A 25,680-nucleotide genomic window follows, 5' to 3' on the forward strand; every position below is an offset into this window, starting at 1 on the left:
GGATCGCTGACGTGAAGCGGCCGCGCAAGCGCGGCTCGAGCGTCGCTGTCATCGATATCGGTTCCAACTCGGTCCGTCTCGTCGTCTACGAGGGATTGGCGCGGAGCCTCATACCGATCTTCAACGAGAAGACGCTGTGCGGCCTCGGGCGCGAGGTGCAGAGCACGGGCCTGCTTGCGCCCGACGCCGTCGACAAGGCGCTGACCTCGCTGAAGCGCTTCCGCGCGCTGTGCCGGGTGATGCAGGTCGGGCGCGTGTTCGCGATTGCCACCGCGGCCTGCCGCGACGCCTCCAACGGCCCGGACTTCATCGCGAAAGCCGAGCGCATCTGCGCCGTGAAGATCGAGATCCTGTCGGGCCCGCGCGAGGCGCGGCTGTCGGCGCTCGGCGTCATCTCCGGCATCCATCATCCCGACGGCATCGTCGGCGATCTCGGCGGCGGCTCGCTCGAGCTGATCGACGTGCGCAGGAACAGCGTGCGCAGCGGCGTGACGCTGCCGCTCGGCGGCCTCGCGCTGCAGGACCTCGCGCACAAATCGCTCAAGCGCGCCGACCGCATCGTGCGCGAGGAGCTCGACGAGGTGCCGCAGCTCGCCGCGGGCCACGGCCGCACCTTCTACGCCGTCGGCGGCACCTGGCGCGCGCTCGCGCGCATCCACATCCTCCAGAGCGGCTATCCGCTCCAGGTGATGCACGGCTACTCGATTTCGGCTGCCGAGGCGCTCGACTTCTCGCGCCGTCTACGCCGCCTTGCGGCCACCGGCATGCTCGCCGACATCGAGGTCGTCGCCGACGCACGCCGCCCGCTCCTCACCTATGCCGCGCTGGTGCTCGAGCACATCATCCGGGTCGCGAAACCGAAGACCATCGTGTTCTCGACCTTCGGCGTACGCGAGGGCCTGCTGCACGAGAAGCTGACCGAGTCCGAGCGCAACAAGGACGGTTTGATCTGCGCGGCGGAAGAGCTGAACCAGTTGCTGTCGCGCTCGGCCAAGCACGCCCGCGAGCTGATCGCCTGGACCGATCGCCTCGCGCGCGTGGTGAAGCTGCGCGAGACCGACGAGGACCGCCGGCTGCGCCACGCGGCGTGCCTGCTCTCCGACATCGGCTGGCGCGTGCATCCCGACCATCGCGGCGAGCAGACGCTGAGCCTCGTCGTCAACGGCAATTTCGGCGCGATCACCCACACCGAGCGCGCCTTCGTCGGCCTGTCCGTGTTCTACCGTTATGCGGGCCTGAGCGAGGAGAACCAGCCGCCGCTGACGACGCAGGAGTTGCTGACGCCGGCCCAGCTCGAACGCGCCCGTCTGTTGGGTGCGGCGTTCCGCGTCGCACACCTGATTTCGGCGGCACGCCCGGGCGTGCTGCCCGCCACGCATTTCCGCAATCGGGGCCGCAATCTGATGCTGGTGTTCGAGCACCGGCTCGGCGACCTCGTCGCCGACCGCGTCGGCAGCCGCTTCAAGCAGCTCGCCCGCCTGATCGGGCGCGCGGGCTCGATCGTCCGGCGCTAGCTTGCCTCTCCCCGGCTGGGAGAGGTGAAGTGCGCGTCCTCGAAAAACTTTACTCCGCCGACGCCTTGGCGTGGCGCTCGGAGGATTCGAGCGCGGCCTGGCTCATGCTGCGCCGGCGCCAGATGGTGCCGACGACCAGCACGACGAGAACGCCGAGGGCCGCGCAGAGATATTCTGCGGCGGGTCCGGCGTGGGCAAATTGCGGCGGGATCCGCAGTACGGCCAGCACCGAGTCCAGCGACGCCCCGACGGGACCCGCGAATACCGTGTGCAGTCTCGGCTCGATGCCGGGGTCGGTCGCGATCACCTCGCCGGCGACCCAGCCGAGCAGCGCCGCACCGGCCCACACCAGGACCGGCAGCTTTGCGAGCAGCGCCATGATCAGCGCCGCACCGGCGACGATCAGGGGAACGCTGATGGCAAGACCGAGGATCAAGAGCGGCACACTACCATTGGCGGCGGCCGCGACCGCGATGACGTTGTCGAGACTCATGACGATGTCGGCGACGACGACGATCTGCACCGCCTGCCAGAGATGCGAGGCGGACTCGACGTCGTCCTCGTCCTCGTTCTCCGGCACCAGCAGCTTCGCCGCGATCACGATCAGCGCGAGACCGCCGACAAGCTTGAGATATGGCAGCTCCATCAGGCTCGCGACGATGCCGGTGAAGATGATCCGCAGCAGCACGGCTGCGCCGGCACCGAAGATCATGCCCCACAGCCGATGCCGCGGCTTGAGGCCGCGGCAGGCGAGCGCAATCACCAGCGCGTTGTCGCCGGAGAGCAGGATGTTGATCCAGATGATCTTGCCGACCGCAATCCAGAAGGTCGGTTCGGCCATCTCATTGCGGAACTGGGTGAAGAATGCCCCGATCGTAGCGGGATCGAAGATCTGCCAGAGCCAATTCACAATGAGTCCTTTCGCCGCGTCGCCCTAACCTGTCGGCTGATCAATCAGCCGACGATCTCGTTGCCCGAGAAGAACTGCGCGATCTCGATCGCGGCGGTCTCCGGCGCATCCGAGCCGTGAGCGGAATTCTCGCCGATCGACTTTGCGTAGAGCTTGCGGATGGTGCCCTCGGCCGCCTTGGACGGATCGGTCGCACCCATCGCGTCGCGGTACTTGACGACGGCACCCTCGCCTTCGAGGACCTGCACAACCACCGGGCCCGAGGTCATGAACTCGACGAGCTCGCCGAAGAACGGGCGAGCCTTGTGGACGGCATAGAAGGTCTCGGCCTGTTCCTTGGTCATGCGGATGCGCTTCTGCGCGACGATGCGCAAGCCCGCCTTCTCGATCACGGCGTTGACCGCACCGGTCAGGTTACGCGCGGTCGCATCGGGCTTGATGATCGAGAAAGTGCGTTCGATGGCCATAATCTTGTCCTTGAGAAGAAAGCGGTGGTTCGGAGTTGCCGGGCTTATATCGGCGCTGTCGCGATACGGCAAGCGAGGCCAGAAACGGCTCTCACAGGCGCTTCGCCGCAGGCCGCCCCGCCAACCCGGGCTTGGATTACCGAGGTTTCACCCAGATGAACCCAATCTGAAGCCTCCATTCAGGCTTTGGTTCAGCTTCGCCGGCGTAAGGTCGGACCATCGAAACCGAAGCCCGAACATGAATTCAAGCATGAGGCAGACCGTTTCGGAGGCCTTTCCATCGACGCGATAGCTTCGCGCCGGCAGTTCTGAGGAGATCACCATGTTGAGGAAACTTTCGCTTGCCGCAGTTGCCGCGCTCGCGCTGGGCGCCGCGCTGGCGCCGACCTCCGCCTCCGCTCACTGGCACGGCGGCGGCTGGCATGGCGGCGGCTGGGGCCACGGCTACGGCTTTGGCGGCCCGCGCTTCTACGGCCGCGGTCCGGTCGTCTCCTACGGTTATGGCGGCTGCTATGTGCGCCGGCTGGTCCCGACCCCCTGGGGACCCCGCTGGCGGATGATCAACCGCTGCTACTGAGCCCGACAGCACCTTTCTAAAATACCTTCCAGAGGTACCTTTGCCCCAAGGTGCCTTCCAAGCGAGGCCCCGGCGTTCCCCTGCGCCGGGGCTTTGTATTTGGGCCAATACGACGAGCTCATGCAATTTTCACGAGGATGCCGGGCGTTCCCCCACCAATGGCGAAACCATTTTGGGGGCCAATGACTTGATACCGTGTCATTACTTTGCAAACACGGAACCCGGCGATGCCCAGCCTTTATGCCAATGACAGCGAACGGATCGACCGGCGCACCAGCCGCTCGATTTGTGATGCCGTGGGCGAACGGCTGCAGCAGCGCCTGCGCCCCGACCCCCGGCTCCCGACCCATCTCGAGCAGCTCCTCGACGAGTTGAAGAAGCGCGACCGCGATTCGCACTGACTTGAGACGCTGACCGGCGCACACACGGAAAAACGGGTTGCGTTTGTTCCCGGCTGCGGTGACAACGCCGCATGCTTGCTATCACCGACCTCTCAATCCGCCTCGCCGGACGCCTTCTGATTGACCAGAGCTCCGTACAGATCACGCCCGGATCGCGCGTCGGCATGGTCGGACGCAACGGCACCGGCAAGTCGACGCTGTTCAAGGTGATCCGGGGTGAGCTTTCGGCCGAGCACGGCACGGTGACCCTGCCGCCGCGCTGGCGCGTCGGCAGCCTCGCACAGGAGGCACCGAACGGCCCGGAAAGCCTGATCTCCGTCGTGCTCAAGGCCGATCTCGAACGCGACGCGCTGCTTCAGGAAGCCGAAAGCGCCACCGATCCGCACCGGATCGCGGAGATCCAGACTCGGCTGGTCGACATCGACGCGCATTCGGCGCCGAGCCGCGCCGCCGCGATCCTGTCCGGTCTCGGCTTCTCTGCCGCCGACCAACTGCGCCCCTGCGCCGAATTCTCCGGCGGCTGGCGCATGCGCGTCGCGCTCGCCGCCACCCTGTTCGCGGCCCCCGACCTGTTGCTGCTCGACGAGCCCACCAACTATCTCGATCTCGAAGGCACGCTGTGGCTGGAGGATCACCTCGCACATTATCCGCGCACGGTGATCGTGATCAGCCATGACCGCGACCTGCTTGAAAGCTCGGTCGACCAGATCCTGCATCTGGAGCGCGGCAAGCTCACGCTCTACAAGGGCACTTATTCCTCCTTCGAGGAGCAACGCGCCATGCGGGAACTGCTCGATGCCAAGGCGGTCAAGCGCCAGGAAGCCGAACGCGCGCGGCTGCAGGCCTTCGTCGATCGCTTCAAGGCCAAAGCCTCCAAGGCCCGGCAGGCACAGTCCCGCGTCAAGATGCTGGAGCGGCTGAAGCCGATCACGGCCCTGGTCACTGCGGACGTGCGCGAGATCAGCTTTCCCGCGCCGGAGAAGATCCTGTCGCCGCCGATCATCGCCGTCGACAACGCCTCGGTCGGCTACGATCCGGCAGCACCTGTGCTGAGCCGCGTTACGCTCCGCATCGACAATGACGATCGCATCGCGCTGTTAGGTGCCAACGGCAACGGCAAGTCGACGCTGGTCAAGCTGCTCGCCGGACGCCTCGCGCCGTTCTCCGGCAAGGTGACGCGCGCGGACAAGCTGTCGATCGCCTATTTCGCGCAGCATCAGCTCGACGAACTGAACGAGGACGCCTCCACCTACGACCACGTCCGCAAACTGATGGGCGATGCGCCCGAGGCAAAAGTGCGGGCGCGCGCCGGCGCGATCGGCTTCTCGGGCAAGGCGGCCGACACCAAGGTGGCCAAACTGTCGGGCGGCGAGAAGGCGCGGCTGCTGCTGGGGCTCGCGACCTTCTTCGGCCCCAACATGATCATCCTGGACGAGCCGACCAACCATCTCGACATCGACAGCCGCGCCGCGCTTGCCGAAGCCATCAACGAATTCCCCGGCGCCGTGATCATGGTCTCGCATGACCGCTATCTGATCGAGGCCTGCGCCGACCAGCTCTGGATCGTCGCCGACCGCACCGTTACCAATTACGACGGCGACCTCGATGAGTACCGCCGCCTGGTGCTGTCGTCGCGCAACGGCGAACCGGCCCCGCGCGAGCGCAGCACCGCAGCTGAGAAGCCGCAACGTCCGAAGTCTGACAATCGCGGCTCGCTGAAGAAGCGCATCGCGGAAGCCGAGAGCGAGATCGCCCGCGTCAGCGACATCATCGCCAAGATCGACACCGCGCTGTCGCTGCCCGACATCTTCACCCGCGATCCCAAGCAGGCCGCGCAACTGTCAAAGGCCCGCGCCAATGCCGCCGACGCGCTGGCGCGCGCGGAGGAGCAGTGGCTGCAGGCGAGCACGCAATTCGACGAGGCGGCGGGCTAAATTCAGTCGGCATATTGTCCGGCTGCCTTGATGATTGGAGCCCAGCGGTCGACCTCGCTGACGAGCATCGCACCGAGCGCTTCGGGCGTCGCCTTGTCCTGAGGGACCGGCTCCGTATTGATGTCGTTGAACCGAGCGATCAGCACGGGATCCCTGAGGGCCGCCTGAAGCGCCGCCGTCAGCTTCTGAACGATCGCGGGCGGCGTGCCCTTGGGCGCATAGATGCCGTGCCAGACGCCGAGCTCGAACCCCTTGAGGCCGGCCTCGTCGGCCGTCGGCAGATCGGGCAGGCTCTTCAGCCGCTCCTTGGTGGTGATCGCGTAAGCCTTGACCTGCTTGGCCGTGATCGGCCCGGTCGTGTTCGTCGCCTGGTCGCAGGTGAGATCGATCTGCTTGCCGAGAAGATCGTTCATGATCGGACCGTTGCCCTTATAGGGCACCGTCGTGAGCTGCTTCTGGATCGCCGTCATGAACAGCATGCCGCAGAGATGCGATGCCGCGCCTAACCCGGCATTGGCGTAGGTCAGCTTATCGCCCTGCTGCTGGGCGTAGGCGACCAGTTCCTTCAGCGTGTCGGCCGGGAAATCGGGACGCGCGATGATGGTCATCGGCGCGTTGGTCACAAGCCCGATCGGCGCAAACGCCGTCTTGGTGTCATAGCTGAGGTTGCGGTACAGCGTGGCGGCGGTCGAGATGCCGACATGATGGATGAGCAGCGTGTAGCCGTCCGGTTGGGCGCGCGAGGCGCGGGTCGATCCGATGGTGCCGCCAGCCCCCGTCGCGTTCTCGACGACGATCTGCTGCCCCAGAGATTTCCCCATGCCTGCCGCGGTCAGGCGCGCGATGGTGTCCGTCGGTCCGCCGGCGGCGAACGGCACCAGCATCGTGATGGGCCTCGTCGGATAGTCCTGGGCGACAGCCGGGCCAAGCGGCAAGAGCAGAGCCGACACGAGGGCGATGAGCCGCATAATTTCCTCCATTTTTTCTGACGCCATAAGAGCGCATTCTCGGTCGCGCGGCCACCTCGAAAGCGACTCCATCATGAGGCGCAGAAGGACGATGGCGACAGCAGCCGCGCGAGAGAAGTTCGCGACGCTCGGCATCGAGGGCGTGACACGCACGTTGGAGGAGCCGCCGCCCTGATCCAGAACGAAGCCCTAAATGGGCAGAATTGATCGAGCGTGCGGGCGGCGCGCCGATTCAGTAGCCAGTCGCTCTGAACTTCAAGCCGACTTCTTCTTCGCCTTCGGCTTGGTCGCCTTCGGCATGACAGGCGCTTCCGGCGTGCCCTCGATCGAGGACAGGCGGCCGGACGTGAAGGTATAGATGCCGGCGCGCGGGCCGGTGTTCCAGGTCACGACGGCGACGCGGCGACCCGCGCCGTCACTGGAGAGGTTGACGGTCGAAGGCGCGCCGATGCCGCGGACCACATCGCATTCGGTGTGGCCGAGCGCGACGGTGCCGCCCATCGGCGCCGGTGCCGTGGTCGACGCATTGGCATCGGCCGGTCCGGGGGGCGGCGCCATGCCGGGACAGGCCCCGTCAGCGCTGACCATATCCTCCGCCGTCACCGGCTTGTCGGGAGTCAGCGGCGGCGATTCGATCGAGATGCTCTTGATGAACAGGCGGCTCGGCGTGTTGAACCATTGCGCGTCCTTGGACAGCAGATCGGTCCCCGAGCAGCCCGCGACCAGCGGTGCTACGGCAGCCAACGCAACTATGAGCGACTTGGGAAGCTTTTGATGTCGCACGATAAACCAAATTCCCCGCGTCAAGGACCAGCCCTAAGCGATTGTACCAACATCACTTTGCGGCACGAAGGTGACAAAAACCATCATCGCCCGAAAAGTGCAAATTATCATTAATTCCGAACGGCCGCTAATTCCGGCGTTGCCACCGGCCCCGTTCGTCGGCCTGCCAATAAGTGACATCAAATCCCCGCGCCTTGCAATCCGTCCAGGCGCTGCGGGCGAGCGCGAGCGCGTCCGGATCGTCGCCGTTGAACAGCAGCACCATGCGCTCATAGCTCTGCGCGTCCTGCGGCAGCGCCGAGCCGTCGACCAGGAATCGGACATTGGCGCCGTTGGGATTGTCCTCCTCGACCGCCAGCACGATCGGCTGATCGGCGGCGTCGCTCACGCGCCATGTCGCGTGAGGCAGGAAGGAATCGTCGCGATAGGTCCATAAGTGCGCATCCAGCGCATCGGCGCGCTCCGGCGAGGTCGCCTGCACCACGACGCGCCAGCCGCGCTCCAGCGATTTCTCGAGAAGCGGCGGCAACACGTTCTCCACCGTCATGTTTTGCAGATGGTAGAACAGCACTTCAGTCATCTTGGATCATTTGCGCTCGTAGTGATCTGCGACCAGTCGATCAAGCAGCCGGACGCCATAGCCGCTTCCCCAGCTCTGGTTGATGTCGGTCTTCGGCGCGCCCATGGCGGTGCCGGCGATGTCGAGATGCGCCCAGGGCGTTCCGTCGACGAAGCGCTGGAGGAACTGCGCCGCGGTGATCGAGCCGCCGTGGCGGCCGCCGGTGTTCTTCATGTCGGCGAACTGGGAATCGATCAGCTTGTCGTATTCGGGGCTGAGCGGCATGCGCCAGACCTTCTCGCCGCTCTCGACGCCGGCCGTCAGCAGGCGTTCGGCGAGCTCGTCGTTGTTGGAGAACATGCCGGCATGCTCGGTGCCCAGCGCGACCATGATCGCGCCGGTCAACGTCGCCAGATCCACCATGAATTTCGGCTTGGTCTTCTTGGCGACGTACCAGAGCACGTCGGCCAGCACGAGGCGTCCTTCCGCGTCGGTGTTGATGATCTCGATGGTCTGGCCCGACATCGAGGTGACGATGTCGCCCGGGCGCTGCGCATTGCCGTCGGGCATGTTCTCGACGAGGCCGATGGCGCCGACCACGTTGGCCTTGGCCTTGCGGGCCGCGAGCGCGTGCATCAGGCCGACGACGCAGGCCGCGCCCCCCATGTCGCCCTTCATGTCTTCCATGCTGCCGGCCGGCTTGATCGAGATGCCGCCGGTGTCGAAGCAGACACCCTTGCCGACGAAGGCGACCGGCGCCTCGCCCTTCTTGCCGCCGTCCCAGCGCATGATCACGGTGCGGCTCGGCCGCGACGAGCCCTGGCCGACGCCGAGCAGCGCGCCCATGCCGAGCTTGTCCATCGCCTTGACGTCGAGCACCTCGACCTTGACGCCGAGCTTGCGGAGCTGGCTGGCGCGGCGCGCGAATTCCTCGGGGAAAAGCACGTTCGGCGGCTCGTTCACGAGGTCGCGCGCGATGATCACGCCGTCGACGACAGCGCCCGCCGAGGCAAACGCCTTTTTCGCGGCGGTGACGTCACCCACCGCGAGCGAGATATCGGCGCGCAGGCCGCCCTCCTCGCCCTCCTTCTTCTTGGTCTTGTAGCGGTCGAACTTGTAGGCGCGCAGCCGCAGGCCAGCGGCGATCGCGACCGTTTGCTCGCTGGTCATGGCGCCATCGGGCAGTTCCGCCAGGATGGTCATGGCGGCGGCACTGGCCGAGAGCTTGCCCGCCGCCACGCCGCCGAATTTGAGGAAGTCGTTCGCCTTCAGGCCTGCCGCCTTGCCGGCGCCGATGACGATCAGACGGGTGGCTTTCACCCCCTCCGGCGCCAGGATGTCGAGGGCCGCGCCGCTTTTACCTTTGAAGCCGGCGGCGGAGGCCGCCCGCTTCACCAGTTCGCCAGCGCCGCCCAGCGCCTTGACCGTCGCCGGCCCCAGCTTCAAGCCGTCGTCACAGAACACCACCAGAATGCCACGGGCGGCTGATGACAGCGGGACAAAGCCGACCTTGATGGCATCGGACATGGGTAACTCCTCAAAATCATAGGGCTTTTGCCGATTAGCGGTCCCGGCCACGGGCCGGAGCTGAACGGCGATTCACTGGACTTTCCCCACTATGGGCCACCGGCCCGGCAGATGCCAAGCACCCCCGTGGCCGCCGAGCCACAATGAGGGAAATATTAACCATATAATGAGGGCGCCACGGGGCAGCCATTTTGTTGACGGATCAAAGGGATGGTAGTGAGAGAGTAAGCCTGTGGACGAGATGGCTGCGCGACCCTGGGGATCCCTTCCGGGATGGGTCGGACAGCCGGAAATTCCCGGGACGAATGTTGGGGCTTTGGTGGGGATTCGTGCGGTAGCGCATGGGGTCGATCGATAGGTATATCTTCCGCACGACGCTGGCGTCGTTTGCGCTGGTCTTGGTCAGCCTCACCGGCGTGATCTGGATTACGCAGGCGTTGCGCGGCATCGACCTGATGACCAGCCAAGGTCAGACCATCCTCACCTTCCTCGGTATCACCAGCCTCGTCGTGCCTGCGCTGGTCCTGATCATCTCGCCGATCGCGCTGATGATCGCGATCTCGCATACGCTGAACAAGCTCGCGACCGACTCCGAGATCATCGTGATGAATGCCGCCGGCTTCTCGCCGTTCCGGCTGTTCTATCCGTTCTTCTACGCCACCTGTGTGGTCGCCCTGCTGGTAGCCTTCATTGCGGCCTATCTTGCTCCCGACGGGATGCGGCGGATCAAGCAGTGGGATGCCGAGATCACGGCCGACGTGCTCACCAACATCCTGCAGCCAGGCCGCTTCGCCCAGCTCGACAAGAACCTCACGATCCGGATCCGCGAGCGCCAGCCCGGCGGCATCCTCGCCGGCATCTTCATCGACGATCGCCGCGACCCCAACGAGCGCGTCTCGATCGTCGCCGAGCAAGGCGAGGTCGTTAAGAACGAGACCGGCTCTTTCCTGGTCCTGAAGGACGGCAATCTGCAGCGCTTCGAGGCCGGCAAGCGCGATCCGGCGCTAGTGGCATTCGGCCGCTACGGCTTCGACATGTCGAAGTTCTCGGGCCAGGGCCGCGACGTCACCCTCGGCATCCGCGAGCGTTACCTCTGGGAGCTGTTCTCGCCGTCAGAGGACGATCCGGTTTACAAGCAGATTCCCGGGCAGTTCCGCTCGGCCCTGCATGACAGCCTGTTGGCGCCGATCTATCCCTTCGCCTTTGCCGTGCTGACCTTCGCCTTCCTCGGCGCACCGCGCACCACCCGCCAGAGCCGCAACTTCTCGATCGGCGGCTCCATAATCGCCGTGTTCGGACTGCGCATGGCGGGATTTGCCTGTTCGGTGATGGCGGTGAAGTCGCCGGCCCCGGTGCTGGTCCAATACGCGATGGTCATTGGCGCCATCGGCGTCGGGCTGTGGATGATCATCGGCGGCGTCGTGGTCGAGCCGCCTGCCGGCCTGATGGAGGCCATCAACAGGTCAAACGCGCGCATCGCACGGCTGTTCAGACGGCCGGTCGCCGCATGAGCATGCTCACCAATACACTCGGACGCTATTTCGCCGGGCGCTTCGTCGTCGCGGCGCTCGGCGTGTTCGCGAGCATCTTCCTGCTGCTGGTGCTGGTCGACTACATCGAGATGGTGCGCAAGACCTCGGGCCTTGCATCCGCCTCCGCGATGATGGTGGCCGAGACCTCCCTGTTCCGGGTCCCGCAGCTGCTCGAGAAGCTGACGCCGTTCTGCATGCTGATCGGCGCCATGACCTGTTATCTCGCGCTCTCCCGCCGGCTCGAGCTCGTGGTCGCGCGCGCCGCCGGCATCTCCGCCTGGCAGTTCATCTCGCCGGCGCTCGGCAGCGCGCTGCTGATCGGGGTGATCGCCACCGTCGCCTACAATCCGATGTCGGCGAATCTGCGCGAACTCTCCAAGCGCATGGAAGCCGAGCTGTTTGGTTCCGCGCCCGGCGGTGGAATCCAGGATGCGTCCGGCTTCTGGCTGAACCAGGTGACGAGCGACGGCCAGACCATCATCAATGCGGCGCGCAGCGAGCAACAGGGCGTGCGGCTCACCGGCCTCACGCTGTTCCGTTTTGACGCGGAGCAACACTTCAAGGAGCGAATCGAGGCGCGCGAGGCGACGCTCGAGTCCGGCCATTGGCTGTTCAAGTCGGTGCGCCGCTTCTCGCTGGACCAGCCGCCCATCGACCAGGCCACGTTGGAGATTCCGACGACGCTGACCGAGGCCCAGATTCGCAACAGCTTTTCCACACCGGAGACTGTGTCTTTTTGGCAACTACCGAGCTACATCCGCTCCTCCGAAAGCTCGGGCTTCGCGACAGCCGGCTATCGACTCCAGTATCACAAGCTGTTGGCGCAGCCGTTTTTGCTTGCCGCCATGGTGATGCTGGCGGCCTCCGTGTCGTTGCGCTTCTTCCGGATGGGCGGCGTACAGAAGATGGTTTTGAGTGGCGTGGGCGCAGGCTTTCTGCTCTACGTTTTGTCGAAAGTGACTGAAGACTTGAGCAAGGCTGAGTTGATGCATCCGATCGCTGCGGCGTGGTTGCCCGTGGTGGTGGGCGGCCTCACCGGCTTTTTGGCCTTGTTGTATCAGGAGGACGGTTAGTGACTGCCGTCCATCGAGGGCTCGTGTCTCGTTTGACGCGCCGCACATTGGTGCGCGCGAACGGGTGCGGCTTGTCCGCGCGCAGGCTCTTGCTCGCCATTGCCGCCGTGGCCTCGCTCGGCGGGCTGATGGATGCAGCCTTCGTGGCCCCCGCCTCCGCCCAGGGCTTCACCTACAATCCGCTCCCGCCGCGTCCGAAGCCGCAAAAGGTCCCCAACGACAACCAGATGCTGGTGCAGGCGACCGAGGTCGACTACGACTACAACAACTCGCGCGTCTCCGCGGTCGGCAACGTCCAGCTGTTCTACAACGGCACCAGCGTCGAGGCCGACAAGGTCATCTACGACCAGAAGACCAAGCGCCTGCATGCCGAAGGCAACATCCGCATGACGGATGCCGACGGCAAGATCACCTATGCCGAGATCCTGGATCTCAGCGACGACTACCGCGACGGTTTCGTCGATTCGCTGCGCGTGGACACGGCCGACCAGACCCGCATGGCCGCAAGCCGCTCCGACCGCTCCAACGGCAACTACACGGTGTTCGAGAACGGCGTCTACACGGCCTGCGCGCCGTGCAAGGACGATCCGAAGAAGCCGCCGCTGTGGCAGGTCAAGGGTGCGCGCATCATCCACGACCAGCAGGAGAAGATGCTGTATTTCGAGACGGCGCAGCTCGAGTTCTTCGGCGTGCCTATCGCCTACATGCCCTACTTCTCGACACCTGACCCGACCGTGAAGCGCAAGACCGGCTTCCTCATGCCGGGCTTCACGTCGAACACGCCATTCGGCTACGGCGTCGAAGTCCCGTTCTATTGGGCGATCGCGCCCGACATGGACATGACCTTCAGCCCGCGCATTACCTCCAGGCAGGGCGTGCTGTTCCAGGCCGAGTACCGCCAGCGCCTGATGGACGGCGCTTACCAAGTCCGGGTCTACGGCATCGACCAGCTCGATCCCGGCGCGCTCGCAGGCCAGCCCGGCGACCGCCAGTTCCGTGGCGCGGTCGACACCAAGGGCCAGTTCGCGCTGAACGACAAATGGGTCTGGGGCTGGGACGGCGTAGTCATGTCAGACTACTACTTCTTCTCGGACTACCGCTTGGCGCAATACCGCGATCCGCTCGGTTCGTTCCTGTATCTGCCGACCGACGCATTGTCGCAGCTTTATCTGACCGGTGTCGGCAATCGCAGCTTCTTCGACGCGCGCACGATGTACTGGCTGAGCTATTCGGGCAATCAGAGCCAGGTTCCGATCGTCTACCCCGTGATCGACTATTCGAACGTGCTCAACTATCCGGTGTTCGGCGGCGAGTTCAGCTACAAGACCAATTTCGTCAACCTGTCGCGTGATGCCGCGGTGTTCGATCCGATCACGACGCTCGCCAACACCAACAGCCTGTGCACGACGGCGTCGGCCGACCCGCTCGCCCGAACGCCATCGCAATGCCTGCTGCGCGGCGTCCCCGGCACCTACACCCGCCTGACGGCGGAAGCGCAGTGGCGCAAATCCTTCACCGACCCGCTCGGCCAGATCTGGACCCCGTTCGCCAGTCTCCGCGCTGACGCGATCAACGCCTCGATCTCCAATCAGCCTGGCGTGTCGAACTACTTTCCCGCCGGTGACACCCAGGCATTCCGCCTGATGCCGACCGTCGGTCTCGAATACCGCTATCCTTTCATCAACGTCCAGCCCTGGGGCTCCACCACCATCGAGCCGATCGCGCAGATCATCATCCGGCCGAACGAAACCTATGCCGGCAAGCTTCCCAACGAGGACGCCCAGAGCATGGTGTTCGACGCCTCGAACCTGTTCAGCGTCGACAAGTTCTCCGGCTACGACCGCGTCGAGGGCGGCGGCCGCGCCAATGTCGGCGTGCAGTCCACCACGCAGTTCGACAAGGGCGGCGCCGTCAAGGTGCTGTTCGGACAGTCCTACCAGCTGTTCGGCCTGAACTCCTATGCGGTGCAGGACTCCATCAACACGGGCCTCGATTCCGGCCTCGACAAGCCGCGTTCCGATTACGTGGCGAGCGCCAGCTACTCGCCCAACAGCACCTACACGTTCAGCGTTCGCTCCCGCATGGACGAGCAGAGCTGGAACGTGCAGCGCTTCGAGGCGGAAGGCCGCGCGAATTTCAATCGCTGGTCGGTCAGCCTGATGTACGGCAATTACGCACCGCAGGCGGAGCTTGGCTATCTGACGCGCCGCGAGGGCATCCTGACGTCAGGCTCGCTGAAGGTCGCGACCAATTGGGTGGTGACGGGCTCGGCGCGCTGGGACCTCGAGGCCAACAAGATCAACCAGTATGTGCTCGGGGCCGGCTATGTCGACGATTGCTTCGTGCTGGCGGCGAACTACGTAACTTCGTATAGCTACTCCGCGGGCACGACGCCGCCCGTGCTGAGCCACGCGTTCATGTTCCAGATCGGCTTGCGCACGCTGGCGACATCGTCGGGGTCCAGCACGTCCGGCCTGACCGGCATGCAATGAACCACCTGAAGTGACGACCGCGTTCCCGATCGCAGGTTCATTTCGGCTGACATGCGAGCGACAACCATGACGACCCCATTGCCTGTTTTCCGCCTCCTCCTCGCCATCAGCGCCGGGCTGCTGCTGACCGGCCTGCCCTCGCCGTCGCGCGCGCAGAACATCGTCGTCATGGTCAACGGCGACCCCATCACCGATTTCGACATCGAACAGCGCTCCAAGCTCGACCAGCTGACGACACAGAAGACCCCGAGCCGGCAGGAGGTCATCAACGAGCTGATCGACGACAAGATCAAGATGAAGGAAGGCAAGAAGTACGGCGTCGACCCCGGCGTCTCCGACATCAACCAGTCCTACGATGGCATGGCGCAGCGCATGCGCATCACACCGGACCAGCTCACCAAGTCGCTCGAGGTCAAGGGCGTGCGCCCCGAAACGTTGAAGGGCCGCATGAAGGCCGAGATGGTCTGGACCAGCCTCGTGCGCGGCCGCTACAAGGAGAAGCTGATGGTCGGCGAGCGCGACGTGGCGCAGGCCGTGCAGGCCGAAACCGGCGACAAGCTGCAGATCGAGGGCACCGAATACAAGATGCAGCCGATCGTGCTGATCGTGCCGCGCGGCTCGTCTCCGGCCTTCCAGGAGACGCGGATGAAGGAAGCCGAGCAATATCGCTCGCGCGTCGGAAGCTGCGAGGAGGCCAACTCGCTGTTCCGCTCGACGCCGAACGCCACCATCCGCGACAGCGTCACCAAGACCACCGCGGAGCTGCCAGAGGCGCTGCGCAAGGTGCTCGACGACACGCCGATCGGCCATTTGACCGCGCCCGAGGTAACCAAGGCGGGCATCGAGATGGTTGTGCTGTGCTCGCGCAAGCCGACCATGATCGACACGCCGAAGAAGCGCGAGGTCCGCGAGAAGATGTACCAGCAGAAATACGAGAAGACCCAGAAGACCTATCTCGACGAGCTCCGCAAGGCGGCGATGATCGAATATCGCAACCGCTGATGGCCACCCACCCTGCCAAGCCCCTCGCACTGACGCTGGGAGAGCCCGCCGGCATCGGCCCCGACATCACGATCGCAGCCTGGCTCAGGCGCCGTGAACTGAACCTGCCCGCCTTCTATCTGCTCGGCGACGAGGCGGCGATCGCGCGGCGCGCCAAAGCGCTTGGTGCCAATATCAGGATCGCCTCGTCAAGCGCGGGCGAGGCCGATGCCGTCTTCGCCGAGGCCCTGCCCGTCGTGGCCACCGGCGCGCACACCACGGCCGGGCCCGGCTCGCCCGACGCATCGAGCGCACCGGCCGCGCTCGCCTCGATCCGCCAGGCGGTCGCCGATGTCCGCGAAGGGCGCGCCAGCGCCGTCGTCACCAATCCAATCGCCAAGAGCGTGCTCTACCGCGCAGGCTTCCGTCATCCCGGCCACACCGAATTCCTCGCCGAGCTCGCGGCCGTGGACGGCCGCGTGCCGCAGCCGGTGATGATGCTGTGGTCGCCGCGGCTCGCCGTGGTACCCGTGACCATCCACGTCTCGCTGCGCGAAGCGCTGGCCCAGCTCACCAGCGAGCTGATCGTCTCGACCGTGCGCATCGTCGCCGCCGAGCTCAAGTCCCGCTTCGGCATCGCGACGCCGCGCATCGCTATCTCCGGTCTCAACCCGCACGCCGGCGAGGACGGCTCGCTCGGCGACGAGGAGCAGACCATCATCGCGCCTGCGCTCGAGACGCTGCGCAACGACGGCATCGATGCCAGAGGGCCATTGCCCGCCGACACCATGTTCCACGAAGCCGCGCGCAACCTCTATGACTGCGCGGTCTGCATGTATCACGACCAGGCGCTGATCCCGATCAAGACGGTCGCCTTCGACGACGCCGTCAACGTCACGCTCGGCCTGCCCTTCATCCGCACCTCGCCCGATCACGGCACCGCCTTCGACATCGCCGGCACGGGCAAGGCCAATCCGGCCAGCCTGATCGCCGCGCTGAGGCTTGCAAGCCGCATGGCGGCCGCGACAAGCGAATGAGCGCGATCGACGACCTCCCGCCGCTTCGCGAGGTCATTCGCCAGCACGCGCTGTCGGCCCGCAAATCGCTCGGCCAGAATTTTCTGCTCGACCTCAACCTCACCGCGCGCATCGCGCGCGCAGCAGCGCCGCTCGAGGACTCCACCATCGTCGAGATCGGCCCGGGCCCGGGCGGGCTGACCCGCGCACTGCTCGCGCTCGGCGCCAGGCGCGTTGTCGCCATCGAGCATGACGAGCGCGCGATCCCCGCCCTGCAGGATATTTCGGCGCGCTACCCTGATAGGCTCGAGATCGTGCACGGCGACGCCATGACCTTCGATCCCCGCCCGCTGCTCGCCGGCGAGCGCGCGAAGATCGTCGCGAACCTGCCCTACAATATCGCGACCCAGCTCCTGATCGGCTGGCTCACCACCGAGCCATGGCCGCCCTGGTACGACATGATGGTCCTGATGTTTCAGCGCGAGGTCGGCGAGCGCATCGTCGCGCGCGAGGACGAGGAGGCCTATGGCCGTCTCGGCGTGCTCGCCAACTGGCGCTGCGAGACCAAGATCCTGTTCGACATTGCGCCGTCCGCCTTCGTGCCGCCGCCGAAGGTCACGTCCTCCGTCGTGCGCCTGGTGCCGCGCGCAGAACCTCTCGCCTGCGATCGAAGATTGCTCGAACAGGTCGCAGCCGCAGCCTTCGGCCAGCGCCGCAAGATGCTGCGCCAGAGCCTCAAATCGCTGGGCGTCGATCCCGCGCGTCTTGCGGCCGCCGCCGGCGTCGATGCGACGCGGCGCGCCGAGACCGTGCCTATTTCCGGCTTTGTTGCCATGGCGCGTGAATTGGCGGATATACGCAGCGAGGCTCGATAACAGGAATTTCGGAGGAAGGAATATGGCGTTGATGCGTCGGCAATCCCTGGTCAAGTTCGATGCGCCGCTGTGCGAGACCATCGTGGACACGCCAAAGCCACAGGGGCGCGAGGTGCTGGTGCGCATCGAGCGCTGCGGCCTCTGCCATTCCGATCTGCACATCCAGGACGGCTACGCCGATCTCGGCGGCGGCAAGAAGCTCGACACCACGCGCGGCATGACGCTGCCCTTCACGCTCGGCCACGAGATCGCCGGCGTCGTCGACGAAGTCGGACCTGACGTTCCTGCGGGCCTCGTCGGGGCCAAGAAGGCGGTGTTTCCCTGGATCGGCTGCGGCCAGTGCCGCGACTGCGCCAATGGCGACGAGAATCTCTGTGTGAAGCAGCGCTTCCTCGGCGTCTCCATCGACGGCGGCTTCGCCACCCACGTGCTGGTGCCCGACGCGAAATACCTGCTCGACTACGATCCCCTGCCCGTCAACCAGGCCGCGACCCTGATGTGCTCCGGCGTGACCGCCTATGGCGCGCTCAAGCGCCTGGTCGACCGTCCGCGCCAGCGCAACCTGCTGCTGATCGGTCTTGGCGGCGTCGGCATGATGGGCCTGTCGTTCGCGCAAGCCATGTTCAAGCAGCCGATCACGGTCGCCGACCTCTCGCCGGCCGCGCGCGACACCGCGCTGAAGAGCGGCGCAGCCGGCGCCTACGATCCGTCCGAGCCCGACGTGATCAAGCGCATCCTCAAGGAGACCGAAGGCGGCTTCGACGAGATCGTCGACTTCGCCGGCAACGAGAAGTCGATGGCGTTCGCGGTCGCCGTCGCCGCGCGCGGCGGCAAGATCGTGGTCTCCGGCCTGATGGGCGGGCAGTTCACGCTGCCGATGGTGCAATGGGTCTACAAGCGCATGACCATCGAAGGCTTCATGGTCGGCACGCTCGCGGAGGCGAAGGAACTGATGGCGCTCGCCCGCGCCGGCAAGATCAAGCCGACGCCGATGCGCGAGGAGCCGATGGGCGATGTCCAGAAATGGATCGACGAGCTGCGCGCCGGCAAGGTGGTCGGACGCATCGTGCTGAAGAACTGAGTTATTCGCCGGCGGCGGGATGAATGTCTCGCCGCCGCGCACGGAACGGCTTCGGCCGCGCTGCGTTGGCAGCCCATGTCCATCCGCTGCACGGTCGAAAGCGCATTCTTCATCGCCTGGAGCTGTCTGGAGAAGAGCGGCGAGCTCGGTCCTCCGGATGCGACGGCGAACATGCTTCTCGATACCATAGAAGCCCAGCTCAGGACCGGCGAACGCCGGCAGTTGATGCTCGCCAACAAGGCGATCGACGCCTATCGCAAACAAATGGCCCAAGGCCGCATCTCGGCCACGCACCGGATTCACCTGGGATGATCCGGCCCGGACAACGCCTTTAGGCGCTGCCGCGAGGTGACCGGAAACTCGACGCGCCCATCCGTGCGCGCTCTGTGTTCACTCCTGAACAGAACGGCCGGCGGATCTCGAATTTCCGTAGTTCTCCGGACCAGAACAAGGTTCGCAGCGTGCCCTACGGGCAACGCCCGACGGATTGGCTGTGCCTGCCCGCGAATTTTCGATTTCCCGGAAGGCCTTGTGTGCACTTTGGAACCGTCAGTTCCGCTACGGAAACGTAGGGTTTTTCGAGCTGCCGATTCCCGGCCGAGCACCAGCCAAGATCAAGAACCAAGTGACGAGAAGCGTGACCGGCCGGCCCCAGAACGATCTGCTTCGCAAGCTCGGCGCCCAGGATTTCGAGCTGCTCGCCCCGCACCTGCAATCGGTCGAGCTCGCCGCGAGCCACATCCTGCATCATGCTGGCGACGACGTCGCGGCCGTCCATTTTCCCTGCGGCCCGACTTTCGTGTCGTTCGCAGTGCCGGTCGAGGACGATCGCGAAGTCGAAAGCCTGCTGGTGGGCCGTGAAGGTGCGATCGGGATCCCCGCCGGCCGCGGACCGTCGCTGGCCTATTCCCGCATCGTCGCGAAGGTCGGCGGGACGCTCGCGCGCCTGCCGCTGCGCGCGCTCGAACAGGCGCAGCAGCGATCGGCCGGCCTGCAGGAACTGTTCGCACGTTACGCAGCCTGCCAGTTCGCGCAGCTGCTGCAGACCGCCGCCTGCAACGCCGCGCATTCGATCGAGCAGCGCGCCGCCAAATGGATCATCGCGGCCCGGGAGCATATCGGCGGCGACGAGATCCCCCTCACCCACGAGCAGCTCGCCGGCATGCTCGGCGTCTCCCGCAGCTATGCGAGCCGCGTCATCCAGACGTTCAAGGCCAGGCGCATCCTCGCCACCCGCCGCGGCGCCATCCTGATCCTCGATGCCGCCGCGCTCGAGTCGAGCGCCTGCGCCTGCAACGACACGGTGAAGAGGCATTTTCGCGAAGTGCTGGGACGAGCGGCCTCAGCGGAGTAGACCAACCGCGCCGCCGGAACATAATCGCGTACCCCGCATTGCCCGGACATGCCGCGGTATTATTTTCACTTCGAGGGCCAGCAGCCCCACACCGACACGACAGGCGAAGCGCTCCTCGACGACGAGGCCGCCTGGCGCGAAGCGGTCCGCCTCTCCCGCGACGTCGAGCATGCGCTACGCCCTGGCGACAGCTGGACGCTCAGCGTGTTCGACGGCACCGAGCCGGTGTTCGTGCTGGCGATGGTGACGCGGCGGTTTCGGTGAGAGGCCAGCCCCCGAGACGGGCCGGACAGAGGGCACCGGTCGGTTCAGTTCCGCAGGGCCGGTCATGCGGTCGAACAGCGCCCCAATCCGTCAAATTCCGATAGTCATCGCGCTCTGCATCTCGCGCATCGCTTGCCGGCACCCAAAGCACAACTTGCATTAACGAGCGAACCGCCGTTCAATGACGGTTTAAGCCGGCAGCACATTTATACTTTCCTGGTTTTGGAATGCAGACATTTCTCATCATCATCGGCATCTGGCTGCTGATCAACGTGCTTTTCGTCGTGATCATGATGCCGCCGCGAAAGCCGCGCAGGCCGGATCGTCCACGATCGTCGGCAGGTCTTGCACCGGCCGCCGTCGAGCCCAACGACTATCCATTCGACGAAGACGAGAAGATCTCGCTGCGTCACACCATCATCGCCATCGCGATGGGCGCGCTGTTCTCGCTGACACCGCCGCTGCTCCAGGCGGCCGATGACATCAAGAGGCTGCTCGGAAGATGCCGCAAGGCGAAGCGATCCAACACTGAAGGGAGCGAAGGATCCCTCGATACGGTGCTCGACGAACACCGTGTCAAAGAGGCGCAGAACTCAGCCCACGGATCGCGCTCCGACGAGCGGGACGAGCCGAAGCGCTAGCGATCGGCCTCGCTTCGGCACCGATGACTTGAGCCTGCATTGGAACACCGCGCGCTACCAGATGTTTGCTCACTGTGAAGGCAACGATAAGCCCCAGCCGATGACGGCGACGGCCCACACCTGGGGCTCGCCGCGTCGTGCCTGCGAAGGAGCCCCACTTGGTTAGTCCCGGCAAATGGTATGATCCAATATCCGAGCGCTGGATCGAACCGCGACCCGTGCGCCTGGAGGCGATTTCGCCAGGCCCCGGCGAGAATCATGTTCTCGAACTAGAGAAGACCATTGAACTCAAACGCATCTGGCGCGCGCTGGTCGACTGCTGCACGCATGATTGACCGCTTGGTTATGAGCGACGGCGAAGGAACTCGTCGTCTGCCGCGCCGTTGTAACCCTGCATGACCGATTCCTCATCGCTTACAAGGCCCGTCGCAACTGCGATACGCTATCTCTCGATCATCGTCGGTTGCGCCTGCTTGCTGCTGGCCGCAATCTGCGTCGCCATCGCATGCCAGGTCTTCGTCCAGACCGGCGTGTTCGCTCAATCCTATGCGATGGTGGGACTCATCAGCGCTGTGCTGGGGCTGCTGGCGCTGGTGCTTGCGCGGGTGTGGAAATAGACTCCCGCCCCTACGTTTCCCTGCACCAAGAGACTGATCCATTTCCTGTCGTTCCTGGATGCGCGATCAGCACAGACCCGGGAAGCCATCAAGCTGTCGCCTTCCGGAGTCCAACGGACGGGTCGCATGCCGCTTCGATGAGGTGTTTGGGCCAATCAATCGGTGCGCAGAAGAGGCCGCGTCGGTCGATCTCCATGAGAAGGTGATCCGCGCGGTGCATTGCGGGTAGGCCGACCAGCCGTGTGCCAGCCATGGCATCGGCTTGCACCTCATTGCGAATGAACTCGTACATACGCAGAACAAAATGGTCGGAAAGTCCGTCGAACTCGCTCATGGTAATCTGCCGGTCCCTCAAACGAGCATCCACTCGACCAGACGCCAGTTGACCCAGACGATTGCGGCGATCCAGGCAATCATCGCAGTGCCGGCGGCGCCGAAGAATGCCAACGCCACGATGTAACCGCCCGCGTCTCGGCGATCGACGCTGGGAAACGTCTCCTGCATGGTTCTATCGAGCATGTCGTCCCTGCCTGGATCGCAGGGTTAGCGAGGCCAGTGCCGATGGACAAACGCCCGCTGAAATTAACCTCACTGGTCAACCTTACCGGCGGCCCCCCGGGGGGCCGCTCGACGAGTGTCGGCGGCAACTGGAGCACGCTAACGCAATCTTCGGACGCCAAATCGCATAGCCGGCTAATGCATCCGCGATGGATGAAGCAGAGCAGAGCCTCAGCGACACGTCGGGCAAAACACCTCGTCAATCCCTTCACGCAAAAATATTTTACTTTCCCGAATTTCGGATTTGTGGCATACACACTTCACCTCGGCCGCTGCCAAAGAGGCGTTCGCGATCGTCACGAAACGACGCCGCGCTTGAAGAATGCGGCAAGGCTGGCAAAGCTTGGCGGATTATCGGGTCCGTCTGCGCCGACGGCTCCGGCCGCTAATACCTTTTGATCTTTGGATTGAATGCTCATGTCGCACGCTATCGCCCGGACGTTGGCTTTCGGCTCCCTCATCATCCTCGCTTCATCGTCCGCCTTAGCGCAGTCCGGCAGCGCCGGCGGCGCGATCGGCAATGACGAAAAGTCGCTGTCCCGAGCGGCTCGGTTCATACGTCCGGCGCGGGCAATGGTGTGACCTTCACGGGCGCCGGCCGCCTCTCGGGCCGCAGCGGTTCCGGAACCTGGCGCCGCTCCGACGGCTGTGGCGGAACCTGGACATCGACCAAGCAATAGCGCTCGACATTGCCTGCATGCGCGGCGGAACGAACGCGTCGCAGGCCCAATTCCAGCCACATCCTCTCCGGATTTGCGGCTCATTGCCACCCAACTCTTTGACGAGAAAGGGACGGTAACGAGTTGCGTCATGCGTAATCGGGAGACCAGGATGGGCAACCGCACCGCGAAATTCATATCCGCGCTGGTTGGCGGCATCATTGCAGGCGCGCCACTAGCAGCCGTATCGCAGAATGCACCGACGGCAGCAGCCACAGCAGCAACAAGCACGGCGAACGCGGCAAGCGACTGCCTCGCTTCGCCGAAGGGCACCGCGCCGCAGGGCCAGCATTGGTTCTATCGCCTCGATCGCGCGACCAAGCGGCAGTGCTGGTACTTGCGCGCCGAAGGCGGCAAGGTCACGCAGAGCGCGCAGGCGACGGCCGACACGCCGAACCCGGAGTCGGCCGCGCCGCAATCGGTGCAGAATGCGCGCGCCGAATACATCGCGCCGCAAGCAAGCGCGCCGGCCGCAGCGAGTGCCCCACCGGCGACCCGGCAGGCGGACAGCAGCGCGCAAGCGCCCGCCGTCGCCGCACGCTGGCCCGACGCCAGCACGGCCGCGCCCGCGCAACAGCCGGTAGCCACACCTGCATCGACCGCCGCACAGCCGAGCGCGAAGCCGGCGAAGGCCCCTGCGCCTGTGACGCTCGCTGCCGCCGAAATCCCCGCCGAAAAGCCGACCGGCTCGCTGCAGACGCTGATGCTCGTCATCGTCGGCGCGCTGGCACTGGCCGGCCTGCTCGCCAGCGTCATCTATCGCTTTGCCGGCGGACGCGTCCGCGTCCAGGCGGGTGACCGCCGCGTGAACTGGGACCAGCGCGAGCCGCCGGATCGCGACGACGGCCGCGCACCCTGGCTCGAGGCGGCACCTGTCGCGGCGGCGCGCGCAGAACGGCCGCGTCCGGTGGACTTCGATGCCGCGCGTCCTCAGGCCAAGCAGCTCGCCGCATTCAGCGACGCGATCGCCAGGGTCGCAAGCCACGCTCAGCCTGCTCGGGTCGAGGATGCAGAACCCGACGAGGCCGGGATCGCGGTATTCGAAGGGGAATTCGAGATCGAGACCCCCGCGCCTCGGCTCGCCGTCAACGACGAGGAGCCGGCCCACCGCGACGACGCTGCCGTCGACATCGACATCATCACGGCGATGCTGGAACGGCTGGCACAGGAAGGGCCGCGCCTGTCGCAGCCTAGCCTTGAAGCTGGCCTTGAAGACCTCGCACGAAGCCCACGAGGCCAGTCCGCCGCTCGCGCTTGAGGCGTTCGGCCTTCAGGATCGACTGCACTTCGGCGAAGGCCTCGTCGACGTCGTTGTTGATCACGATGTAATCGTACTCCGCCCAGTGACTCATCTCGTGGCTGGCGCGGCTCATGCGATTGCGGATCACCTCGTCGGAATCCTGCGCGCGCGAGTGCAGCCGCTTTTCGAGATCGGCCGCCGACGGCGGCAAGATGAAGACGCGAACCACATCGACGCTCGCCTTCTGGTGCAGCTGCTGCGTACCCTGCCAGTCGATGTCGAACAGCACGTCCTGCCCGGCCGACAGTGCCGCCTCCACCGGGGCACGGGGCGTCCCGTAGAGATTGTCAAACACGGTGGCCCACTCGAGGAGCTCGTCACCCTTCACCATCGCTTCGAAGCGAGGCTTGTCGACGAACAGATAGTCGCGGCCATCGACCTCGCCGGGGCGCTTGGCTCGCGTCGTCGCCGACACTGACATCTTCAGGCCGGGCTCCCGCTCGAGCAGCATCCGCGATAGCGTCGTTTTGCCCGCCCCCGACGGCGAGGACAGCACGAACATCAATCCGCGCCGCTCGACCCCGTCAGTTCCGTGATCGCCCGTCGTCATCGATCACTCCAGATTCTGGACCTGCTCGCGAAACTGCTCGACCACGTTCTTCATGGCGAGCCCCGTATTGGTCAGCTCGATGTCGTTCGACTTCGAGCAGCAGGTGTTGACCTCGCGGTGAAACTCCTGCGCCAGAAAGTCGAGCTTGCGGCCGACCGGGCCCCCCTTGCCGATCAGCTCGCGCGCCTGCGCAATGTGCGAGGCGATGCGGTCGAGCTCCTCGCGGATGTCGGCGCGGGTCGCGATCAGGATCGCTTCCTGCATCAGGCGGTCGGAATCGAAGCGATCGGAGGTGTCGAGCAATGTTGCGATCTGCTCGGCGAGCCTGGCCTTGATCGCCTCGGGCTTGCGGCCGGGCGCGCCTTCCGCCTTCGTGGCCAGCTGCTCGACCTCGTCGACCCGCTGGATCAGGATCTGCCCGAGCGAGGTGCCCTCGCGCTTGCGCATCTCGACGAGTTCGGCGAGCGCCTTGTCGAAGGCTTCCGCCGCGGCGGTGCGCGCGGCCTTGTCCTCCTCCTCGTCGCCCTCGGGTTCGGCGACCTCGACCACGCCCTTGATGGCGAGCAGGCCGTCGACACTCGGCGCGACGGCGTCGACCTTGCCGGCGATCATTGCGGCGGCCTTCAGGACGGCGTTGAGCACGTCCTCATTGACGCGGACGGAGGCTGCGGCGTTGGTGCGCTTGACGGTGAGATTGGCGTAGACGGTTCCGCGCGACAAAATCTCGCCGGCGCGCTTCTTGGCGTAGGCCTCGAGCTCGTCGAACCCCTGCGGCAGCCGCACCCTGAGGTCGAAGCCCTTGGCATTGACCGACTTCAATTCCCATTCGAACGTGTACGGCCCGCTCGCGCCGTGGCTTCGGGCAAAGCCGGTCATGGACGACAGCGCCATCAGATCAAATTCTCCAGAAACACAGGATTCGCGAGGCCATCAGGCCACGCGAATCTTAAGACTATTTTGCGGGAAAGTGTAATCCGCAAAGTCCGG

Annotated in this window: 28 protein-coding genes; 17 read left to right on the plus strand and 11 right to left on the minus strand. The window is 65.2% G+C overall.

Annotated features, from left to right (window positions below; translation table 11 throughout):
- Window positions 1-11: 11 nt before the first annotated feature.
- Window positions 12-1,514, plus strand: coding sequence for an exopolyphosphatase (ppx, locus tag WHZ77_RS19250; protein ID WP_375309373.1), 1,503 nt, complete (start codon window positions 12-14; stop codon window positions 1,512-1,514).
- Window positions 1,515-1,563: 49 nt separating this feature from the next.
- Here ppx and WHZ77_RS19255 read toward each other — a convergent pair whose 3' ends face one another.
- Together WHZ77_RS19255 and ndk are read right to left on the minus strand one after the other, a co-directional pair.
- Window positions 1,564-2,424: a TerC family protein gene (locus WHZ77_RS19255; protein ID WP_375309374.1), complete on the minus strand. Its 861-nt coding sequence runs from the start codon at window positions 2,422-2,424 to the stop codon at window positions 1,564-1,566.
- A gap of 44 nt (window positions 2,425-2,468) precedes the next feature.
- Entirely contained in the window at window positions 2,469-2,891 is a 423-nt protein-coding gene (ndk, locus tag WHZ77_RS19260; protein WP_375309375.1) for a nucleoside-diphosphate kinase, read from the minus strand.
- 322 nt (window positions 2,892-3,213) lie between these two features.
- Here ndk and WHZ77_RS19265 point away from each other — a divergent pair, with 322 nt between their 5' ends.
- The 3 genes from WHZ77_RS19265 (at window position 3,214) to WHZ77_RS19275 (ending at window position 5,803) form a co-directional block, all read left to right on the plus strand.
- Window positions 3,214-3,468 (plus strand): sulfur globule protein precursor, encoded by a 255-nt coding sequence (locus tag WHZ77_RS19265; protein WP_375309376.1) that lies wholly within the window; start codon window positions 3,214-3,216, stop codon window positions 3,466-3,468.
- 227 nt (window positions 3,469-3,695) lie between these two features.
- On the plus strand, window positions 3,696-3,869 hold the full coding sequence (locus WHZ77_RS19270) for a hypothetical protein (RefSeq protein WP_375309377.1): 174 nt from the start codon (window positions 3,696-3,698) through the stop codon (window positions 3,867-3,869).
- A 71-nt stretch (window positions 3,870-3,940) separates the two neighbouring features.
- Window positions 3,941-5,803 carry an ABC-F family ATP-binding cassette domain-containing protein gene (locus WHZ77_RS19275; RefSeq protein ID WP_375309378.1) on the plus strand — a complete coding sequence of 621 codons (1,863 nt, stop codon included), beginning with the start codon at window positions 3,941-3,943 and terminating at the stop codon, window positions 5,801-5,803.
- A 2-nt stretch (window positions 5,804-5,805) separates the two neighbouring features.
- Here the strand turns inward: WHZ77_RS19275 and WHZ77_RS19280 are convergent, their stop codons facing one another.
- The 4 genes from WHZ77_RS19280 to WHZ77_RS19295 form a co-directional block, all read right to left on the minus strand.
- A complete protein-coding gene (locus WHZ77_RS19280) occupies window positions 5,806-6,771 on the minus strand; it encodes a tripartite tricarboxylate transporter substrate binding protein BugD (protein WP_375309379.1) in 966 nt (321 codons plus the stop codon).
- A gap of 255 nt (window positions 6,772-7,026) precedes the next feature.
- The gene (locus tag WHZ77_RS19285) at window positions 7,027-7,515 is read right to left on the minus strand and encodes a hypothetical protein (RefSeq protein ID WP_375309380.1); all 489 of its coding nucleotides are present in this window, start codon (window positions 7,513-7,515) and stop codon (window positions 7,027-7,029) included.
- A 166-nt stretch (window positions 7,516-7,681) separates the two neighbouring features.
- Window positions 7,682-8,134 (minus strand): DNA polymerase III subunit chi, encoded by a 453-nt coding sequence (locus tag WHZ77_RS19290; protein WP_375309381.1) that lies wholly within the window; start codon window positions 8,132-8,134, stop codon window positions 7,682-7,684.
- A gap of 6 nt (window positions 8,135-8,140) precedes the next feature.
- Window positions 8,141-9,640 carry a leucyl aminopeptidase gene (locus WHZ77_RS19295; protein WP_375309382.1) on the minus strand — a complete coding sequence of 500 codons (1,500 nt, stop codon included), beginning with the start codon at window positions 9,638-9,640 and terminating at the stop codon, window positions 8,141-8,143.
- A 341-nt stretch (window positions 9,641-9,981) separates the two neighbouring features.
- On the opposite strand from WHZ77_RS19295, the gene lptF reads away from it, so the two are divergent.
- The 12 genes from lptF to WHZ77_RS19355 all read left to right on the plus strand — a co-directional run bounded on the left by lptF (window position 9,982) and on the right by WHZ77_RS19355 (window position 21,566).
- Window positions 9,982-11,151 (plus strand): LPS export ABC transporter permease LptF, encoded by a 1,170-nt coding sequence (gene lptF, locus WHZ77_RS19300; RefSeq protein WP_375309383.1) that lies wholly within the window; start codon window positions 9,982-9,984, stop codon window positions 11,149-11,151.
- The gene (lptG, locus tag WHZ77_RS19305; protein ID WP_375309384.1) at window positions 11,148-12,245 is read left to right on the plus strand and encodes an LPS export ABC transporter permease LptG; all 1,098 of its coding nucleotides are present in this window, start codon (window positions 11,148-11,150) and stop codon (window positions 12,243-12,245) included. Before lptF ends, lptG begins: the two co-directional genes overlap by 4 nt.
- Window positions 12,245-14,737, plus strand: a complete 2,493-nt coding sequence (locus WHZ77_RS19310) for an LPS-assembly protein LptD (protein WP_375309385.1) — start codon at window positions 12,245-12,247, stop codon at window positions 14,735-14,737. The genes lptG and WHZ77_RS19310 overlap by 1 nt, the downstream gene beginning before the upstream one ends.
- 66 nt (window positions 14,738-14,803) lie before the next feature.
- Window positions 14,804-15,739, plus strand: coding sequence for a peptidylprolyl isomerase (locus tag WHZ77_RS19315; protein ID WP_375309386.1), 936 nt, complete (start codon window positions 14,804-14,806; stop codon window positions 15,737-15,739).
- Window positions 15,739-16,755 (plus strand): 4-hydroxythreonine-4-phosphate dehydrogenase PdxA, encoded by a 1,017-nt coding sequence (gene pdxA / locus WHZ77_RS19320; protein WP_375309387.1) that lies wholly within the window; start codon window positions 15,739-15,741, stop codon window positions 16,753-16,755. The genes WHZ77_RS19315 and pdxA overlap by 1 nt, the downstream gene beginning before the upstream one ends.
- Window positions 16,752-17,609 (plus strand): 16S rRNA (adenine(1518)-N(6)/adenine(1519)-N(6))-dimethyltransferase RsmA, encoded by an 858-nt coding sequence (gene rsmA / locus WHZ77_RS19325; protein ID WP_375309388.1) that lies wholly within the window; start codon window positions 16,752-16,754, stop codon window positions 17,607-17,609. Before pdxA ends, rsmA begins: the two co-directional genes overlap by 4 nt.
- 22 nt (window positions 17,610-17,631) lie before the next feature.
- On the plus strand, window positions 17,632-18,690 hold the full coding sequence (locus tag WHZ77_RS19330; RefSeq protein ID WP_375309389.1) for an alcohol dehydrogenase: 1,059 nt from the start codon (window positions 17,632-17,634) through the stop codon (window positions 18,688-18,690).
- A gap of 75 nt (window positions 18,691-18,765) precedes the next feature.
- Window positions 18,766-19,002 carry a hypothetical protein gene (locus WHZ77_RS19335; RefSeq protein WP_375309390.1) on the plus strand — a complete coding sequence of 79 codons (237 nt, stop codon included), beginning with the start codon at window positions 18,766-18,768 and terminating at the stop codon, window positions 19,000-19,002.
- A 325-nt stretch (window positions 19,003-19,327) separates the two neighbouring features.
- Window positions 19,328-20,044 (plus strand): Crp/Fnr family transcriptional regulator, encoded by a 717-nt coding sequence (locus WHZ77_RS19340; RefSeq protein ID WP_375309391.1) that lies wholly within the window; start codon window positions 19,328-19,330, stop codon window positions 20,042-20,044.
- Between the two features lie 48 nt (window positions 20,045-20,092).
- Entirely contained in the window at window positions 20,093-20,308 is a 216-nt protein-coding gene (locus WHZ77_RS19345) for a DUF6894 family protein (RefSeq protein WP_015686643.1), read from the plus strand.
- Window positions 20,309-20,535: 227 nt separating this feature from the next.
- Complete coding sequence (locus WHZ77_RS19350; RefSeq protein WP_375309392.1) at window positions 20,536-20,949, plus strand: phosphonate metabolism protein PhnM; 414 nt, start codon at window positions 20,536-20,538, stop codon at window positions 20,947-20,949.
- 395 nt (window positions 20,950-21,344) lie between these two features.
- Window positions 21,345-21,566, plus strand: coding sequence for a hypothetical protein (locus WHZ77_RS19355; RefSeq protein ID WP_375309393.1), 222 nt, complete (start codon window positions 21,345-21,347; stop codon window positions 21,564-21,566).
- An 88-nt stretch (window positions 21,567-21,654) separates the two neighbouring features.
- On the opposite strand, the gene WHZ77_RS19360 is transcribed toward WHZ77_RS19355, so the two are convergent.
- The 3 genes from WHZ77_RS19360 to WHZ77_RS19370 all read right to left on the minus strand — a co-directional run bounded on the left by WHZ77_RS19360 (window position 21,655) and on the right by WHZ77_RS19370 (window position 22,543).
- Window positions 21,655-21,900 carry a hypothetical protein gene (locus WHZ77_RS19360; protein WP_375309394.1) on the minus strand — a complete coding sequence of 82 codons (246 nt, stop codon included), beginning with the start codon at window positions 21,898-21,900 and terminating at the stop codon, window positions 21,655-21,657.
- Between the two features lie 17 nt (window positions 21,901-21,917).
- The gene (locus WHZ77_RS19365; protein WP_375309395.1) at window positions 21,918-22,085 is read right to left on the minus strand and encodes a hypothetical protein; all 168 of its coding nucleotides are present in this window, start codon (window positions 22,083-22,085) and stop codon (window positions 21,918-21,920) included.
- Between the two features lie 335 nt (window positions 22,086-22,420).
- The gene (locus tag WHZ77_RS19370) at window positions 22,421-22,543 is read right to left on the minus strand and encodes a hypothetical protein (RefSeq protein ID WP_375314884.1); all 123 of its coding nucleotides are present in this window, start codon (window positions 22,541-22,543) and stop codon (window positions 22,421-22,423) included.
- Window positions 22,544-22,955: 412 nt separating this feature from the next.
- On the opposite strand from WHZ77_RS19370, the gene WHZ77_RS19375 reads away from it, so the two are divergent.
- Entirely contained in the window at window positions 22,956-24,101 is a 1,146-nt protein-coding gene (locus WHZ77_RS19375; protein WP_375309396.1) for a hypothetical protein, read from the plus strand.
- Here WHZ77_RS19375 and gmk read toward each other — a convergent pair.
- Window positions 24,034-24,693, minus strand: coding sequence for a guanylate kinase (gmk, locus tag WHZ77_RS19380; protein WP_375309397.1), 660 nt, complete (start codon window positions 24,691-24,693; stop codon window positions 24,034-24,036). The genes WHZ77_RS19375 and gmk overlap by 68 nt on opposite strands.
- Before the next feature lie 3 nt (window positions 24,694-24,696).
- Window positions 24,697-25,584 (minus strand): YicC/YloC family endoribonuclease, encoded by an 888-nt coding sequence (locus tag WHZ77_RS19385; RefSeq protein ID WP_375309398.1) that lies wholly within the window; start codon window positions 25,582-25,584, stop codon window positions 24,697-24,699.
- Window positions 25,585-25,680: the final 96 nt, after the last annotated feature.

It is taken from the genome of Bradyrhizobium sp. A5 (assembly GCF_042076515.1).
Lineage (GTDB): Bacteria > Pseudomonadota > Alphaproteobacteria > Rhizobiales > Xanthobacteraceae > Bradyrhizobium > Bradyrhizobium cosmicum.